This window comes from Mesorhizobium sp. M0663 (assembly GCF_040320585.1).
Classification (GTDB): domain Bacteria; phylum Pseudomonadota; class Alphaproteobacteria; order Rhizobiales; family Rhizobiaceae; genus Mesorhizobium.
Window position 1 is genome coordinate 1 of the sequence record NZ_JAMYPX010000048.1, and the last position, 17101, is coordinate 17101.

Genomic DNA, 17101 nt, shown 5'->3' on the forward strand with positions numbered 1-17101 from the left:
CGCCGACCGCGAAGAGAAGCGAGTGACCCGCGGGGCGACATGGTCCGGAAAAAAGACAGGAAACGCTTGACCTCACCGACCCCAATCAGAGAAGCCTGCTAGAGGATGCGGTCGAAGCTGCGTCATGCCGGAGGCGCTGTGAGGTGGGGCGAATGGTGCCTTTATTGCAAAGAAGTCGCAAAATCTGCTCTGCCATTTCGTTAAGCCGGATCGTTTGCTTCAAAGAGCGCGTGACTTGCAGATATGATACCACCCTATAGCTAGCCCGACTCCGGGAAGGCCAGTGTGGTTCGCCTCAGGGCCCAAGCGAACAATCGCCGGTAGCCGCGCAGCTGCAATCGCCGCCGGCGGGGGAGTTCGATCCTGCGACGGCGAGCCTCGACGGACTGCTCATGCCGGGGCCCCGAGACCTTCGGGCGAGCGAGACCATCGTTCTCGAAATGCACCTGGCTGGAGCCAAATCTGTTCGACGATACTTAAGCGGTAGGGGACGACCTTAACCTTCGGAATTCGAGCGCATCTATTAGGGCTGCGCTCGGTAATTTGGAATATGCCAACAAGGGCTTCATCATGTCATACCGTGTTCTTACCGCCGAGTTCAGCCACGAGACCAATACCTTCAACAAGAACCCCACCGGCTACGAGGCATTCAAGAGGTACTTTGTCTATTTCGGCGACGACGCCATCAAGGAGCGCGGCCAAGTTAATACCGAGCTGGCCGGTTTTTGCGACTGCGCGCGCGACTTCGGTTGGAAGCAAACGCATGTTCTGAGCGCTGCCGCCGAACCGGCCGGTGCCGTAACTCGTGATGCTTTTGATCGCTTGGGCGGAGCCATCGTAAAAGCCGCCGGTCAACACAGGGAGAAGTTGGATGGCATCCTGCTTGCGCTACATGGCGCCATGGTCACCGAGTTTTGCGAGGACGGAGAAGGCGAGTTGCTGGAGCGGCTGCGTGCAGTGGTCGGACCGGACATGCCTATTGCAATCGTGCTCGATCACCATGGAAACGTGACGCGGAAGATGTGTGAGCTTGCCAATATAATCGTGTCTTACAAGACTTATCCCCATTTAGATATGCGCGAGTGCGGTCGGCATGCCAGCGCGATTCTTCACCGCACTATGAAGGGAGAAATTCGACCACGCACATTGCGGGTACACCGTCCAATGTTGGAAGAGGTGAATTGCGGCCGCACCGATGTCGGTCCGATGGTCGATAGGATAGCCAAATCCATTGCCTATGAGAAAGAGCCTGGTGTCTTCGCAGTCAGCATCAATACCGGGTTCGCCGAAGCCGATATTCGCGAGATCGGACCGACGGTCACGATAACCTATGAGGGCAACGAGGCCAAGCACCGCGCCTTCGCTGAGGCGATCGCCGATGATATATGGCAAAAGCGTTTTGAAGTTTTGAATTCCTATATCTCGGTTGAGGAGGCGGCGGATTTCGCAAAGGCTTACGGGCGGGGTGCAGGCCCCCTAATCATAGCAGACTATGCTGACAATCCCGGTGGTGGTGGCTATGGCGATTCGACAAATCTGTTGAAGGCGTTGATGGACGCCGGAATTACCGACGCGGCCTTTGGACCAATGGTTGATGCAGAAACAGCTAAGAAGCTGCATGGCCACACAGTGGGCGACCGTGTGCAGGTAAAACTGGGCGGTAAGTTCGATCCGCGCTTCGGAGGGGGCCCCTTGGAAATCGAAGGCGAGATTTGCCTGATCAGCAATGGTTCCTATACTTGCGACGGCGAGATGCAAGGCGGATTGAATTTTTCCTGGGGTCAAACTGCAGTCTTGCGCGTCAAGGGAATCGACATTCTCGTGGTGAGCGAGCCAGCTCAAATACTGGACCTGCAGCAATTTCGTGCATTTGGGATTGATCCCGCCGCTAAGACTGTAGTCGGCCTGAAGTCAATGCAGCATTTCCGCGCTGCCTTCGAGCCAATTGCCGGCAAAGTCATTGTTTGCGATAGTGGCGCTCTCACCACACCGAATTGGGAAAAACTGCCCTATCAGAATGTGCCGCGGCCAATCTTCCCACTTGATCGCGACATGCGCATTTGAGTCGGGTACTGCCTCACCCCAAATACCAAGCACAGAGGCGCCGACGCACCCGGTTCTCCTCCATGACGACTGAAGGAGAAACGGGCACCTCATCCACTCGCCCTGGAGGATGATCCGCCCTATATTGCCAGCCACCGACCTTTTAAAACCCATTGCGCAATCCTTGCGCTTTCCTCATAGCATGTGACGGCGCGGCGCTCATGGGGCTGCAGCTCGTGACCGCGGGGAACGCGGGGGTCCATGAGGACCCATGGCTTTTCGGAGGGAATATTTAGACTAACAAGCGGCGCGACGTTATTATCCGCCTAGCGCCGTACGAACGGTCGTCTTAGCCAACACAAGGCAAGGATCAATCGCCGGTACATCGATTCCTGCATCCAGGCCGACAAGGGCGATTTCCGAGCAGGCGAGGACGATGGTTTCCGCTCCCCGCTCTGCCAACGCATCGATAAGGCTCAGGATCTCGAATCGGATTGCGTGACTTATGTCGCCAGCGGTGATCCGGCTGAGAGCGAGCATCAACCGGCCAAGCTCATCGTCCGTCTGTAAAACCGGGATTAGGTCAACACTGGCAAGACCTTCCTGATAAAGGTTAGACCTAAGGCAGCCGTCTGTCGCCAGCAATCCTACACGCCTGCACTGCGGCGTATCGGATCGGATTGTTCTCACTGTCTCCTCGATCATGCTGATGAAGGGAACCGCAACTGCCCGTCGCAATTCGTCCTCATAAACGTGAGCAGCATTGCAAACCATAACTATGAAATCGGCCCCAGCTGTTTCGAGGCGCCTACCGCCCGCGACAAGTGCAGCGGCCGCACTCGGCCCGGTGCCGAGGATGGCCGCGTTAATATCAGGAACCTTGGGATTGCAGTCGACGATCATGTGCAGATGGTCGCGATTGCTCTTTATCGGCGTATGCTCCAGAACCGAATTCATGAAGGCGACGGTGGCCATGGGACCGAGCCCGCCGATAATTCCGACCGTTTTTGGCGACATAACAAAACCTCGAAGTCTTATGGACACGACCGGACGCCGGGAGCGCGCTCTGTTGCCGCCCGAATACTCACCTTTGCATTTCACCGCCGAAACGCCGGTACGCGACATCAAGGAAAGGGGATTCAGCATCCAAGGCGGCAGCGAAAGGCGGCCAATTGGGATGCGCGGCCATGGTGGCACTCTGTCCTTATTGTACGGCAGCCCCATCCCGTCGTCCTCACCTCGCATTAGATGGCGGGGGCAGTGCTGGTCTCGCTACATACCGGACGCGCTGAGCTGGGTCGTACTCGGATTACTCCAACCTCGTTTTCGATCTCGACTCGGGTGCCAAATGGCTTCGACAGCTTCTGTATCCGCTCCAGAATGGCCTTTGCTTGCGGCGCGGGAGCCAGACGTGGCACTCCCCGATTTGCTAACCTCTCCGAGCGGCGAAGTTCAATAGGATGGAGCCTCAATTCAGCAAGGCGGTTTTTTTCGAACCGACCCACGATGATGACGCTCTCATAATAAACTGAGGCGGAGAGTGGTATAAATCCTTCTGGGTATGGATAGCCTATTGCCATTTCATGAGCTGTTACGTCCGCATCCGTATCGACCCGCGGATCCTTGCCGTGTGCGTCGAACATGTCAGCCCCGACCGGGGTTCTCAGGTCTTGATTGAAGAAATTCCCTAAGCCGTAAAAGATGGGCCGATCATTGTAGATTTCGATGCCCCTAACATGATGCGGCCCGTGATTTATATATGCATCTGCTCCGGCATCGATGGTCATCCGCGCAAACGCTTGTTCATAATCCGGCGGTTGGTTGGTGAATTCCTCCGGCTCGTGCCCGTGATTCGTGGCGATACAGAAATCAGACAGCTGCTTACCGCAACGCACGTTGTGCAGAATACCGTCAACGTCGCGCGGATTGGGTTTAAAGCTGTATCCTGGTCTCTCACCTACTTCGAAGACTATCTCGCCAATTGCTACACGGGATGCATCTTTCGGGGGAGGTGCATACCAAGGAAGCATCTCGCGCACCTGCCTCAAGTTCTCAAGTATCTCTGGTGGAACCACGATGCTTTTTGCCAAGCGAAGGGGATTGAGTCCTGGTCTGCCTGGCGCCTCGCCGGCCGGGTCGCATGCACGTGCCATAGGCTCGAACGTCGTGGCAAAGGACACCAACGCTACCCGGCCGCGAGGGGTCTCCAAAAAGCGAGCGGAGCGGGCCTGCGCGAGATTCTCGCCCGCACCTGCATCAACGATCCCGTTCTCATCAAGCGCCCTGGTCGTCTCGCGCATACCTTCGACGCCCCAATCAAGTGTATGGTTGTTCGCCCGACTGACCATGTTGAAGCCCATGGCCTTTAAGTCAGGTCCTAATTCCGGAGCACCGATCAAATATGCACCGCCGTACTCAGCCTGCGGGCATCCTTTAGACTGAACGTCCAAGATGTTGGTTTCCAAGTTGCCGAACGTCACGTCAGCCCCGTGGAAGATTCTGAGAACATCAGCAAGGCCTGGGTAATTGCCTTTGGTTACGGGCCGCGCGTAAAGAAGGTCACCGACTGCCGCCATCGTGAAACCGTCTGCAACGTTCGTGTCGATTGAACCTACGGTATCAAAGCCCCCATCCCGCAGGATCGCAGGGTGGCCATGTTCGTGAGTATCCATATCAACTCCCACTTTGTACGAGTGCGCATTTGACTGCGCTTTTCTTCGATACATAGGATCGAATCATGAGTCTGAGCCACACGAGCAGGCGGATAATAGCCTGCTACAGCCAAGTGAGGCCGGCATGCCTATGGCCGGAGCGCGGATCCCGGCGTTGATCGCCGCCGGATCGCCGGGCGCCAGCCTGGGAAGCAGGACGACGAAAACTCCGCCATCGCCATGACGGCGATGGTCGAGAAAATTCTCCGAAGGAGGTAACCAGCCATCAAGCCGAGGCTTTCCGCATGTTCCACATCGGGACGATCGCCGGCACGCCGATGAGACCGGTGAGGGTCTTGCGGCGCGCGATCGGTGAGATGTATTTTCCCAACCTCACATCGCCGACGAAGTCCCACCAGATCCCTTGCATCTTGCGGGCAAGCGCCTTGCGCTCTTCGAGTGTTGCGACGTTTGCCCATTTCTCCCGCAGGGCCTCATATTCGTCGTTCTTCGGCCAGCCGTACCAGGCCTTGTCGCCATTCGCGGTTAAGAGGGGGTCAGTGAGCGGATTGCCAAGGGAGCAATCCATTTCCGTCGTAATGAACATGTTCCAGCCGCCGTTCTCAACGGGGCCTTTGTTTGCCCGACGCGTGGAGAGTGCCCCCCAATCCATCGGCGCGAGCTCAGCGTTGACCCCAATCTTCTGTAGCGCCGCCGCCAATAGCTGAGAGGCATTGTCTGCTTCGTGCCAGTCCGTCGGATCGAGAATAACGACCTTCTCGCCGGCATATCCGGCTTCCTTGAACAGCTGCCTAGCCTTTTCCGGGTCGCCGCCCTTTTTGAACCATCCCGTATTTTCGTCGTTCGAAGCCGGCGTAGTGTTTCCAAAGATAGAGGTGAGGGTAGTGGAATATTTTGGGTCAGGGGCCATGACGCGCATGAACGCCTCTTGATCAATCAGGTGAAGCACGGCCTGGCGCGCCTTGACGTTGTGGAATGGCGGCTGCAGGAAATTCATGCGCACGAGCGCGTCCCAGCCCGCCTTGTCCAGAACCTGAAGTTCAAGGTTGGGATCGCTCTCGACCAAGGAGTAAAGGTCTGCCGGCGGCGTCTCGAAGTAATCTATCTCACCCGATTGCAAGGCTGCCATCGCTGTCTGCTGGTCAGCGATAACGTCCCAGATGACGCGATCGACGTTGGCGATCTTCCCGCCAGCCAATCCGTCGGACGGCTCCTTGCGCGGTACATATTTTTCATTGCGATCAAAGGTGTAGCTTGCGCCTGGCTTGGCAAGAGCTTCGTTGAACTTAAACGGCCCCGATCCGTTAGTCGTAGTCACCTGCTCGGTCGCAGGCCGACTCGCGTCCTTCTCGCGCATGACGAACAGGCATGGCGGCGTAAGATCCGCTAGGAGATCGACCAGAAGCCCCAAGGGCTCCTTGAGCGAGATCGTGAAAGTCTTGTCATCCTTCTTCGAGATGTCGCTGGCGCGCGCCATGATCAGCTGTCCGCCAGGGGCCACCTGGCCCCAGCGACGGATCGAGGCGACGCAGTCTGCCGCGGTGACCGGGGTATCGTCGTGCCAGAGCAGGCCGTCCCGCAGTTCGAAGGTATAAGTCTTCTTGTCGTCGGAGACGTCCCATTTCCCGACCATTTGCGGCTGAGGCATGAATTTCGAGTCGAAAGCGAACAGCGTGTCGTAAATCGCCGCGCCGTAGTCGGCGGTGATGTTCGTTGTCGTCCAGATCGGATCGAAGATGCGCAGGTCGCCCTTCACCATATGCACTGTCCGCGCGTCGGCCGACACTGTCTGCCCCCGCAGCACTGAAGGCATCGATAAAGCCGTTCCGGCGGCCAAACCAGCCTTGAGGATTACGCGTCGAGAGATTGTCATGTTTAGTTCCCCTTGTAGTTAGTGGAGCGGTTAACCCGCGCTTGTTTGGTCTTGTTCATCCCATGATCGCGGGATTCGCTTTGCGCCTGATTGGGCGGTGGCATCCTGGGAACGGTATCACCCAGGAGAGAGAACTTGCGTCAAAATGCGGAGGCCGCTGAAATGCGAGCCGCACAAAGCCGCGTGGTTTGAAATACAAGCCGCGTGGTCCGCTGCAGCTGGGTAATCGCCCGCCGTCGCATAACGGATTTTCAACGGAAAGATTGGACATGGCGAAAGACGCTCCCGCCGTGCTCGACCAAGTGCTTGCTCGTCATAGGCCAGGAACACGTTGCCGTTCATGGCGCCGTTGCGCACGGAGCGGTCATGCCCGTCGGCCGTAACGCGCCGGTGAAGGTGTTGGTAAGCGCCCGGCAGGAGCCTAAGCTCGCTGCCGGGCCGTACGCCTTGGGAGGCGGCAGAAGTCAGCATATTCGCGCAGATCGCCTTGTTCCACCGCGATCGAGTCGGCCTTTAAGCGCCAGACATTGTGTCATCGCTATAGCGCGGATCAAACGCGTCCCCCACGCACTGAGCACGCGAAATGCCCGGCCACAGGACCATGGCGAAGTCCTGTGTGCATCCGACCCCAAAGTGGGAGACGTCTCGATCGTTGTAGGCACGGCCGGCCATGATCTCGAACCCTAGAAAAGCCTAGCGGCGCCGCACCGCAGCGCGTCGGCGGAGCCACCACCGGGCGACCACCATCGCTCCCACGATAAGCGCGGCTGTGATGTAGAGCATCTCGGTCATACCGTCGCCCCCATCTGGGGCCACGCCGAAGATCCGCTCGATAAAATCCATGTCTATCTCCTTCCTGGAATGAATGCTCAATAAGCCGCTTGCGTTTCCTTATGGCCGACCTAGGCCTTGCCGGTCCCAAGCAGCTCGACGCCGGCGCTCTTGAGCGCGACATTGAGTGCAGCGATATCCTCGTTCACGATCGCGTCCAGCGTTTTGATCTCGCCGTCGACCTTCGACAGGATCTCATCGGACACCTGTCGGGTTTGCAGCGTCGGCGCCGCGTCCGCGATGGCCACCACGTTGACGAGGTCGATCAGCTTATCGTCCAATCCGGGCGGATTGCGTTCTAGATCATGCGACGTTTCCCGCTTGCTATCGATCAGGACTCCCTCTATCGCCTCGAGCCGCCCGATCAAGGATTGCGCACACTGGCCCAGCCTGTCACCGTCGTCGAGCCGCTTCTGTAAATCCGTGAGCTGTCGCTTCAGGAGGCGAATGCGATTCACCGTCAAATTGAGCGCTGCGAGCTTGCCTAGTAGCCTTTGCAAGAGCTCGAACTGCTCCGCGAAGTCCTTTGAGCTAGTACCAAGTCGAGGATCCTTGATTACTGTAAGGTCGACCGTCTGATACTCTTCGCCGACCTGTAGCTCAACCTTGTAGCTGCCGGGAACAATCGCCGGACCACTCGGGCCTTCGGCCTCCCGCGCGAGAGGCTCGTATTTCCGGGCCAGCAGCGTTTGGTCGAGCTTGGCCGGTCCCGGATATCGGAGATCCCAGACGAAGCGGTGAAGCCCCGCTTTCGTGCCCGGCCTCGTATGGAATGGTGCGTCCCCGTCGTCGGTCGAGAACGAGATGATGGTCTGATAGGCGGCATCGCGGAACGTGAGCTTGACTGGGCCCTGCGCATCATTAGGCAGCCAATAGTAGAGAATCGCCCCGTCGGGCGGATTCTCGCCGCAGTCGAGATGGCGTCGAACGCACCGTCCGGTTTCCAACTCCTCGGCCTCTGTGGCGGGGCCTACGCCCCAACCAAGGCCGTAGCTCATGCCGACCTTGGACAAACCTTGCCCAACGCTCCAGTTAAGCTTGGACCGGACTGTGGGACGCGGGCTCACTAGTTTGACTTCTTTCTCACCCGCGGTTAGCTCGCGCAGCGGCGTCAAGTCGTCGAGGATCCAGAAGGACCGGCCGTGGGTGCCAGCGACGAGGTCACTTCCCTTGATCTTGAGGTCGTAGATCGGGACCACGGGCAAGCCGCCGCCAGCGCGCGACCAGTGCGCACCGTCGTCGAGAGTGAAGAAGACGCCGGTCTCGGTGCCGGCGAAGAGCAGGCCTGGCCGCACCGGGTCGGCGCGCAGCACACGCGTGATCTCGTCCTTTGGGAAGTCGCCGACGATTGACTGCCAGCTCTTACCGCCGTCCTTCGTGCGGAAGAGATAGGGCTGGTAGTCGGCGAGTTTGTAGCGGGTGGCCGCAAGATAGACAGTGTCGGCGTCCTGCGACGAGATCTCGAGGCAGCCGATATAGGCGAGCTCGGGCATCGCTTTCGGCGTGACGTTGCTCCACTGGGTTCCTTCGTTCCGCGTCACATGGACGAGACCGTCATCGGTAGACACCCAGATCTCGCCCTTGCGATGCGGGGATTCCACGACCGAGGCGCAGGTCGCATGCACCTCGGCGCCGGAATCGTCGTGAGTAAGTGAGCCACCCGAATGGTCCTGGCGAGCCGTGTCGTTAAGGCTGAGATCGGGCGAGATCACGGTCCAGCTCGATCCCTCGTCGCGGCTGCGGAAGACGTGGTTGCCCCCGACATAAAGTGTCTTTTGATCATGCGGCGAGAAGGTGATTGGAAAGGTCCAGCCGAAGCGGTAGCGCATGTCCTTCGGCGCCATACTGACCGTATTTTCAGGCCAGACGTTGACGACGCGGATCTGTCGGGTACGGTGGTCGTAGCGTTGCAGAACTCCACAGCCGCCCGGGCTCGAGCCGACTGCACCGCAATAGACGACATTGTGATCCTTGGGATCGACGACGATGAAGCCGCTCTCGCCGGTGCCCGGATAGGTGCAGTCGCCTAGGGGGATAACACCCCATTCCGAGGCGCTCGGGACCGCGATCGAGGTGTTGTCCTGCTGGGTGGCGTAGACCCAATAGGGATACCGATCGTCCACATCAATGCGGTAGAACTGCGCTGTGTTCTGATTGTAGATCGAGGACCAGGTCCTGCCTCCGTTGAAGGTGATACAAGCGCCGCCGTCATTGCCTTCAATCATCCGCTTGGGATTGACCGGATCGATCCAGAGATCGTGGTTGTCGCCGTGAGGTGTGATCACCTCGGTAAAGCTCGCCCCGCCATCGGTCGACTTCCACATCTGTAAGTTGGTCACGTAGACCGTATCGGCATGTCCGGGGTCGGCGAAGACATGGGTGTAATAGAAGGGACGGTGCATCAGATCGCGGTTCTGCGAGATTTGGACCCAGCGGTCGCCGTAATCGTCGGTCCGATAAAGCCCGATCTTGTCTCCTTCCGCCTCAAGGAGAGCGTAGACGCGCCCGCCCTTCGCCTCCGAGACGGAAACGCCGATCTTGCCGAGCACCCCGCCCGGCAGTCCCTTCCGCCCGGACAGCTCCTCCCAGGTGTCGCCGCCGTCCAAAGACCGGAACATTCCGCTCCCCGGCCCGCCACTGTTCAGGTTCCAGAAGCTCCGCCGCGTCTGCCAAATTGTGGCGAAAAGGATGCGTGGATTGTTGGGATCCATCGAAATGTCGACGGCCCCGGCGTCGGGATTGCGGTAAAGGACCTTCTGCCAGGTCTTGCCGCCGTCCTTGGAGCGGAACACGCCCCGTTCCTCGTTGGGCCCGAACGCGTCGCCGAGCGCCGCGACATAGACGATCTCGGGGTCGTGGGGATGAATGCAGATCTTGCCGATATGGCGCGTCTCTTTCAGCCCCAGATGAGTCCAACTGCGACCGGCGTCGGTCGACCTGTAGACGCCATCGCCGTAACAGACGTCGCCTCGGATCGTCGACTCGCCCATTCCGGCATAGATGACGTTCGAGTCCGAGCGGGCGACCGCGAGCGCGCCGACACTGGCGCTCGTGAAGAAACCGTCGGACACGCAGCGCCAATAAACGCCGCCATCGATGGTCTTCCACACCCCACCCGCGCAAGCGCCGAAATAGAACACCATGGGCTCGTTGGGGTCGCCCGCTACCGCCACAACGCGGCCGCCTCTGGCGGGGCCAATACAGCGCCATTTGAGGGCATCGAGGGCTCTGGAGTCAGTCACGCTAATCTGCGTAAACATCGCATCACCTTCCGATATTGATGTATTGGTCCCAAACTCCTGATCGAGCTTCAGGAGGTCCGCATCCGCCCGCGCCCTTGGCACTTTGCCTTCGGCGACCCAGATGACCTAGGACAACGGCATGATACCCTTGCCGAGCGAGGCTTGGGGTTTGAGGAGTGCTCTGCGGCTCACGCCATTACTATCAGAGTTCATGTTACAGGCTCCATCAAGTCCTTTTTTTAACTTCTCAGTCGCGCGCCCTACATTTCAGATTAGCAGTGAGTGGCGCTTGGCTCAGATGGGACGACGCGCCCGCCTGCACCACGGCTGAACCGCGCGAGCGTAAAGGATGATAGATTAATCGAGGGTCTTTCGTTCATCACAAGGGCGGTTACCAGACGCGCCATCATTGGCGCTTCTGTCAGGCCATAAGATCCGTTTCCGAAAGCGAAAATCACGTTGCGATCACTGGACGCACGATCCAGCACTGGCAATCCATCGGGAAGAGTTGGACGCATGCCGACCCATTGCTGTGCGCCGGTTGTTTGCAACCCGGGGAACATGTGTGCGCCAAATTTGAGCAAGCGTTTCGCGTGTTGCCAGTTCGGTTTAGCGTCGAGCCCGGCGAATTCAGCAGTACCCGTTAAGCGTAGCCCCATTTCCATCGACGTTGCCGCGCAATGAAAATCACAATTGGCGACGGCCAAGTCTAGTTTGATGCCCGGCTCGGGTAGAGTGACATGATAACCCCGTTGCGCCTCAAGGGGCACGCGAGCACCAAACATGCCCGCCAGCTGGTTCGACCATGCCCCGGCAGCAACCACCAATCCATCGTAGGACAAGCGCGCGCCGCTCTCCAGAATGGCAGTGCCGCCACCCTCCGGGTTCCGCTCAACGGCGACCATCGCAGAGCGCTGAATTGCCCCGCCGCGCGCAACAAAAGCACGAGCGAGCACCTGAACCAGGCGAAACGGATTCGCGCACACGCCGTTATCGGGAAAAAGTATCGCGCTGCAAAATTCCCTGGACAGTGCGGGTACGAGATCTCGGATCTGCCCCCCCGACAACCTCTCCACACGAATGCCGGCCTCGGCTCGCAGTGCTCGGCTTAGTGCATCTCCTTCGGCTCCATGGGCGTGGCATGAGACGTAGAGCTGTCCGGCCTTTGTGATTAGGTTACTCTCACCGAGCTCCCGCAAAAGCGGGAGATAAAGGTCGAAAGTTTCCGCATGCATCGCATGCATCGCCTTGGAAATATGCCTGACATTCATTGGATGACTGGCCTTGAGCCATTGCAACAACCATGGCGCAAGCCACGGCAGGCGGCGTAATCGGATGGACAACGGTCCGTGCGGCGAAAGCACCCAATTGGGGATTTTCAAAAGGTTCCCAGGCATCGAGAACGGTACCACCGCTCCGGCAACAACGTTTCCAGCATTACCGAAGGAGCAGCCCTCACCGGGGGCACGTGGATCAATCACGGTGACGTCGCATGAGCGCCGCTGCAATTCGAGCGCGCACATTATGCCGATGATGCCACATCCGGCTACTACAATCCGCTTTGGAGGCTGCATTTAGAAAAGTACCTTCTTATCTTGTTGTATGTACCACGACTGCCGTCTTTCTCTGAGTTTCACAACGCGACCAGCATATGGCTGAGTATTCCACAAAACTCGTCGAACGCTGCTACATTGAGCCATTAGGTTTGCAAGTGCCAATTCTATTGAACACTGTCGACTATTAATTGCCAGTCAGAAGAATAGGACTACTACTTCGTTTGCTCCGGTCAGGAATAAATTCGCAGTTTTCACCCGCCAAGGTGGATGCTGCCACAGCGTTGATTATCATTTCGCAGCGGAAATGATGGCTTCAATCAATACATCCTCACCGAGGTCCGCGACCCCGATAGTCGCGCGCGTGGGCAGATGCTCTGAGGGTAGCCATTCCAGCCAGGCTTCGTTCATGCCATCTTTCTGTGAAAAGTCGGAGATGTAGATCATTGCAGTGATAAGTTTGTCCTTCGAAGATCCGAACTGTGCGAGTAGGTCATCAATCTTCTTGAAGATCTGCTCGGACTGCCCCTTCATATCCTGCGAGCAGTCGTCTGCAGTGAGACCTCCAAAATAAAGGATCCCATTGTATTCCACTACCCGGTGCATGATTTTCGTTTGGATATGCCGCGTGATCATTTATGTTCCTAAGATGTCGCGTTAAAAATGTCAGGCTAGTAGCCCGATGGTGAAGGGTCGATCAGCACATTGCTGGCTGGAGGATCACTTAGCGGCGACGAAGCGTTCTCCGATCACCTTGCTTTTGTGTATGCAATGTTAGTGCGTCGGGGATAGAGTCCGGCGCCAAAAAGCGGCTACTAATGAAACGCGGATGACACAAATAGATCCGGTTTGAAATGCTTGCTCCGTGACACATGGTTGGTTTGGCGCACCGAGGCTCGTCTAACTTGACCGTGGCGACGATTTAAAGAACGCGCGGCCTATGAAAGGGCCCCGATGTCTTCGCTCATCAGGATCGTTGCCCGAGGAGGCCACTGGCTATGAGTCACGCTGCTATCGCGGGCCCTTGCATGGACGCACGCTGAAAAACCTACTCGACTGCCACCGCGTGGGCCGGGATGCCTAAAGCTGGAGCGCGCACATGACAGGCCACGACGCGTCCATCGGGCATCGGCACCAAAGGTGGCACTTCGATGCGGCAACGCTCAACCGCCAGCGGGCAGCGCGGGTTGAATGCGCACCCACTCGGCGGATTGATCGGACTTGGCACCTCGCCCTCCACGGGCGCCTCCAGCCGAACCCGCGTTGGATCCGGCACCGGAGCTGCCGCGATCAGCGCCTCGGTGTAGGGATGGACCGGTTTGGCGAAGAGCGCCTCGCTCGGGGCGAGCTCCACAATCCGTCCCAGATACATGACCGCAACGCGATGGGCGATGTGCTCCACGACGCCGAGGTCATGCGAGATGAAGACAAAGGCGATGCCCATCTGCTGTTGCAGATCCAGAAGCAGGTTCAGGATCTGCGCCTGCACGGAGACATCAAGGGCTGACACCGCTTCGTCGGCGATGATGAGAGAGGGTTTGAGCGACAAGGCGCGTGCAATGCCGAGCCGCTGCCGTTGACCGCCCGACAATTCGGACGGGAGCCTGTGCATCATCTCAGGCGACATTCCGACTTTTCGGAGAAGGCCCGCGGCGAGTGCCTGACGCTGCTTGCGGCTGAGGCGCTCGAAATTCTCGACAGGTTCGGTGATGATCTTTTCGGCGGTGAGGCGCGGGCTCAACGACGAGTACGGATCCTGAAAGACCATCTGCATCCGACGGCGCCACGCGTGCAGCGCGTCCTTCTTGAGGCCCGCAATGTCGGTCCCGTCGATCAGCACGCGGCCAGAAGTTGGCGCCACCAGCCGCATCAAGAGCCGCGCGACAGTCGACTTGCCGCAACCGGATTCCCCGACAATGCAAAGCGTCTCGCCCGCCTCGACGGAAAAGGATACATCCTCCACCGCCCGGATCACGGGAATGCTTTTCCGAAAGATTCCCGAGCCAAGCGGGTAGTGCTTCGTCAGGTTCTCGACCTTCAGCAGAGGATTACTCATTCGCCCATCACCTCTTCCGCGCGCCAACAAGCCGCGGCGTGGCCCGACCCGACATGGCGCAAGACGGGCGTTTTCTCGCGGCAAATATCGATCGCGAACGGGCAGCGAGGCGCAAAGCTGCACCCGACAATGGGCTCGCGAAGGTTTGGCACGATCCCAGGAATCTCTGGAAGACGGCGCTGGCGGCCGCGCCGCCGATCCGGCACAGATCGCATGAGCCCCTGAGTGTAGGGATGCGCGGGACGCGCGAACAGATCTATCACGTTCGCTTGTTCCACGATCCGGCCGGCATACATCACGATCACGCGTTGGCATGTCTCGGCTACAACGCCCAGGTCATGTGTGATGAACATGACGGCCGTTCCCGTGCGCTCTTTGAGATCGACGATCAGACGCAGGATCTGCGCCTGGATGGTGACGTCGAGCGCAGTGGTTGGCTCGTCGGCGATCAAAAGTTCCGGTGAGCAGGCGAGAGCCATGGCGATCATGGCGCGCTGGCGCATGCCGCCCGACATTTCATGCGGATAGTTGTTGACGCGACGCTCGGGATCCGCGATGCGCACGAGCCGGAGCATCTCCTCGGCCTTTGACATGGCAACGGACCGCGAGGCCTTGGTGTGGATCTGAACCGCCTCGGCGATCTGGTGGCCAACCGTGTAGACTGGGTTCAAGCTGGTCATCGGCTCCTGGAAGATCATGGCGATTTGGTCGCCGCGGATCCTTCGCATCTCCCGATCGGACAGGCCAAGCATGTCGCGTCCGTGGAAGCGGATCTCGCCGCCAACCGTCCTGGCGCTTAGCTTCGGCAGCAGGCGAAGGATGGAGAGAGCGGTGACGCTCTTTCCGCACCCGGATTCGCCGACGACCCCAAGCGTCTCGCCTTTCATCACCTGGAAGCTGATGCCGCCCAGGGCGCGGGTGACGCTCTCTTCGCCATAAAAGTGTGTCTCAAGGTCGCGAACATCGAGAAGTACGTCATCCCTAGCGGTTTCTCGCATCAGCATGTCAGCGCCTCCGCTTTGAGCGGGGATCGAACATGTCGCGCAAACCGTCCCCCAGCAGGTTGACGGCAAGGACCGTGACGGCAAGGCAGATACCGGGGGCGAAGATCGTCAATGGGGCGATGGCGAGATACAGGCGCGAACTGGCGATCATGTTGCCCCAGCTCGGAATCTCGGGCGGCACGCCCACGCCGAGGAAGCTCAGCCCCGCCTCCGTCAGGATCGCGCTCGCGCAGACGGTAGCCCCTTGGACCATGAGCGCTGGAACGGTGCTCGGGAGGATATGTCGCCACAGCACTTTCCGCAGGCGCGCGCCGCCGCAGAGTGCGGCCTCCACATAGGGACGCTCGCGAACGCCCAGAACCACTGAACGAACCAGCCGCGCGACAGCGGGTGTCTCAGGGATTGCGATGGCGACAATGAGGATGCCGATTCCGGGGCCGGTCAGAGAAATGAGCGCAATCGCCAGCAGAATCGTCGGGATCGACATCAGGCCGTCCATGACCCGCATGACGACGTTGTCGAAGCTGCGGCTGTAGCCGGCGATGATTCCGATCAGGAGACCGGCCATGGCCGCGCACGCCGCCGACATCAATCCGACCATGAGGGAGATCCGGGCGCCGAAGATCGTTCTCGCAAACACGTCCCGGCCCAGATTGTCGCTGCCGAACCACATCGCGGCGGAAGGCGGCTGCAGGCGTTTGAACGGATCCATGTTGACCGGATCTCCGGCGTAAAGCGGGGCCGCGAGCGCCAGAATGATCAGGAGCGCCAACAGGCCGCCGCCGACCAGGACCAGCGGGTGACGCCTTGCCAGACGGGGAACATCGGATAGCTGCAGCCGACCCATCGGCACGGCTTGAACTGGTGCGGAGATGAGCGTCATATCAGTACCGGATCCGGGGATCGATCAGCGTGTAGGCCAGATCGACCGTGAGGTTGATAAGGACGTACAGACCCGAAGTCAGGATGAGCACGCTCTGGATTATGGGGTAGTCGCGATTGTTGATCGCATCCACGACCAGACGACCGATACCGGGTATGTTGAACACCGTTTCCGTGAGCACAACCCCGCCGATCAGATAGGCGAAGCTTATGCCGATCACGGTCAGGATCGGGACGCCGGCATTCTTCAAGGCATGGTGGAAAAGCATGGCATAAGGCGAAGCACCCTTGGCAGCGGCCGTTCGCATATAGTCTTCCGACAGAACCTCGAGCATGCTCGCCCGCGTGATCCGGGCGATGAATGCAATGAAGCCGAGACCCAGAGCCACGGTCGGAAGGATCAGGTGTACAAACCAAGGCCCGAGGCCGCCATCGATCGGCACATATCCCTGGACCGGTAGCCAGTGCATCCTGATAGCAAAGAAATATATGAGAAAATAGCCAATGACAAAGACCGGGACGGAATAACCAAGTGCCGAAAATGCCGCGAGGAGGCGGTCGACGAGCCCGCCAGTTCGCCACGCGGCAAGGATGCCGAAGGAGACCCCCACCGTCACCGAAAGGATCATCGTCAGGATTGACAGCGAAAGGGTAGGTTCAAGCCGCTGCGAGATGAGCTCGAGAACCGGTCGTCCAGCAAAGATCGAGGTCCCGAAATCACCGCCGAGCATGTCCCGCACCCAACGTAGGAACTGAACGGGCATAGGATCGTTCAGTCCCAGTTGCTGGCGGATGCCAGCAATCATCTCGGCCGTGGCCGACTTGCCGGCGATCATGGCCGCCGGATCGCCCGGTGCTAGCCTCAGCAACAAGAAGACAAAGATCCCGACCATCGCCATGACGGCGATAGTCGAGACCATTCTGCGCAGAGTGTAGATAGCCATT

12 protein-coding genes are annotated in these 17101 nt (G+C 58.9%); 1 reads left to right on the forward strand and 11 read right to left on the reverse strand.

The features are described from left to right. The first annotated feature begins 543 nt into the window (after nt 1–543). Nucleotides 544–2064 (forward strand): M81 family metallopeptidase, encoded by a 1521-nt coding sequence (locus NKI54_RS33790; protein WP_352694092.1) that lies wholly within the window; start codon nt 544–546, stop codon nt 2062–2064. Nucleotides 2065–2361: 297 nt separating this feature from the next. Here the strand turns inward: NKI54_RS33790 and cuyB are convergent, their stop codons facing one another. The 11 genes from cuyB to NKI54_RS33845 all read right to left on the reverse strand — a co-directional run bounded on the left by cuyB (nt 2362) and on the right by NKI54_RS33845 (nt 17100). Beyond that, nucleotides 2362–3267, reverse strand: a complete 906-nt coding sequence (gene cuyB, locus NKI54_RS33795; RefSeq protein WP_352694094.1) for a cysteate racemase — start codon at nt 3265–3267, stop codon at nt 2362–2364. A 20-nt stretch (nt 3268–3287) separates the two neighbouring features. Further along, nucleotides 3288–4715, reverse strand: a complete 1428-nt coding sequence (locus tag NKI54_RS33800; RefSeq protein WP_352694096.1) for a CapA family protein — start codon at nt 4713–4715, stop codon at nt 3288–3290. A gap of 265 nt (nt 4716–4980) precedes the next feature. Continuing rightward, nucleotides 4981–6588 (reverse strand): ABC transporter substrate-binding protein, encoded by a 1608-nt coding sequence (locus tag NKI54_RS33805; RefSeq protein WP_352694098.1) that lies wholly within the window; start codon nt 6586–6588, stop codon nt 4981–4983. Between the two features lie 693 nt (nt 6589–7281). After that, complete coding sequence (locus NKI54_RS33810; protein ID WP_352694100.1) at nt 7282–7431, reverse strand: hypothetical protein; 150 nt, start codon at nt 7429–7431, stop codon at nt 7282–7284. Nucleotides 7432–7490: 59 nt separating this feature from the next. Next, entirely contained in the window at nt 7491–10763 is a 3273-nt protein-coding gene (locus NKI54_RS33815) for a WD40/YVTN/BNR-like repeat-containing protein (RefSeq protein ID WP_352694102.1), read from the reverse strand. Between the two features lie 170 nt (nt 10764–10933). Continuing rightward, on the reverse strand, nt 10934–12235 hold the full coding sequence (locus NKI54_RS33820) for an NAD(P)/FAD-dependent oxidoreductase (protein WP_352694104.1): 1302 nt from the start codon (nt 12233–12235) through the stop codon (nt 10934–10936). Nucleotides 12236–12505: 270 nt separating this feature from the next. Then, on the reverse strand, nt 12506–12850 hold the full coding sequence (locus NKI54_RS33825) for a RidA family protein (RefSeq protein WP_352694105.1): 345 nt from the start codon (nt 12848–12850) through the stop codon (nt 12506–12508). A gap of 412 nt (nt 12851–13262) precedes the next feature. Then, a complete protein-coding gene (locus tag NKI54_RS33830) occupies nt 13263–14270 on the reverse strand; it encodes an ABC transporter ATP-binding protein (protein ID WP_352694125.1) in 1008 nt (335 codons plus the stop codon). Beyond that, entirely contained in the window at nt 14267–15274 is a 1008-nt protein-coding gene (locus tag NKI54_RS33835) for an ABC transporter ATP-binding protein (protein WP_352694106.1), read from the reverse strand. Before NKI54_RS33835 ends, NKI54_RS33830 begins: the two co-directional genes overlap by 4 nt. A gap of 1 nt (nt 15275) precedes the next feature. Then, complete coding sequence (locus tag NKI54_RS33840) at nt 15276–16157, reverse strand: ABC transporter permease (RefSeq protein WP_352694107.1); 882 nt, start codon at nt 16155–16157, stop codon at nt 15276–15278. Between the two features lies 1 nt (nt 16158). After that, the gene (locus NKI54_RS33845) at nt 16159–17100 is read right to left on the reverse strand and encodes an ABC transporter permease (protein WP_352694109.1); all 942 of its coding nucleotides are present in this window, start codon (nt 17098–17100) and stop codon (nt 16159–16161) included. Nucleotide 17101: the final 1 nt, after the last annotated feature.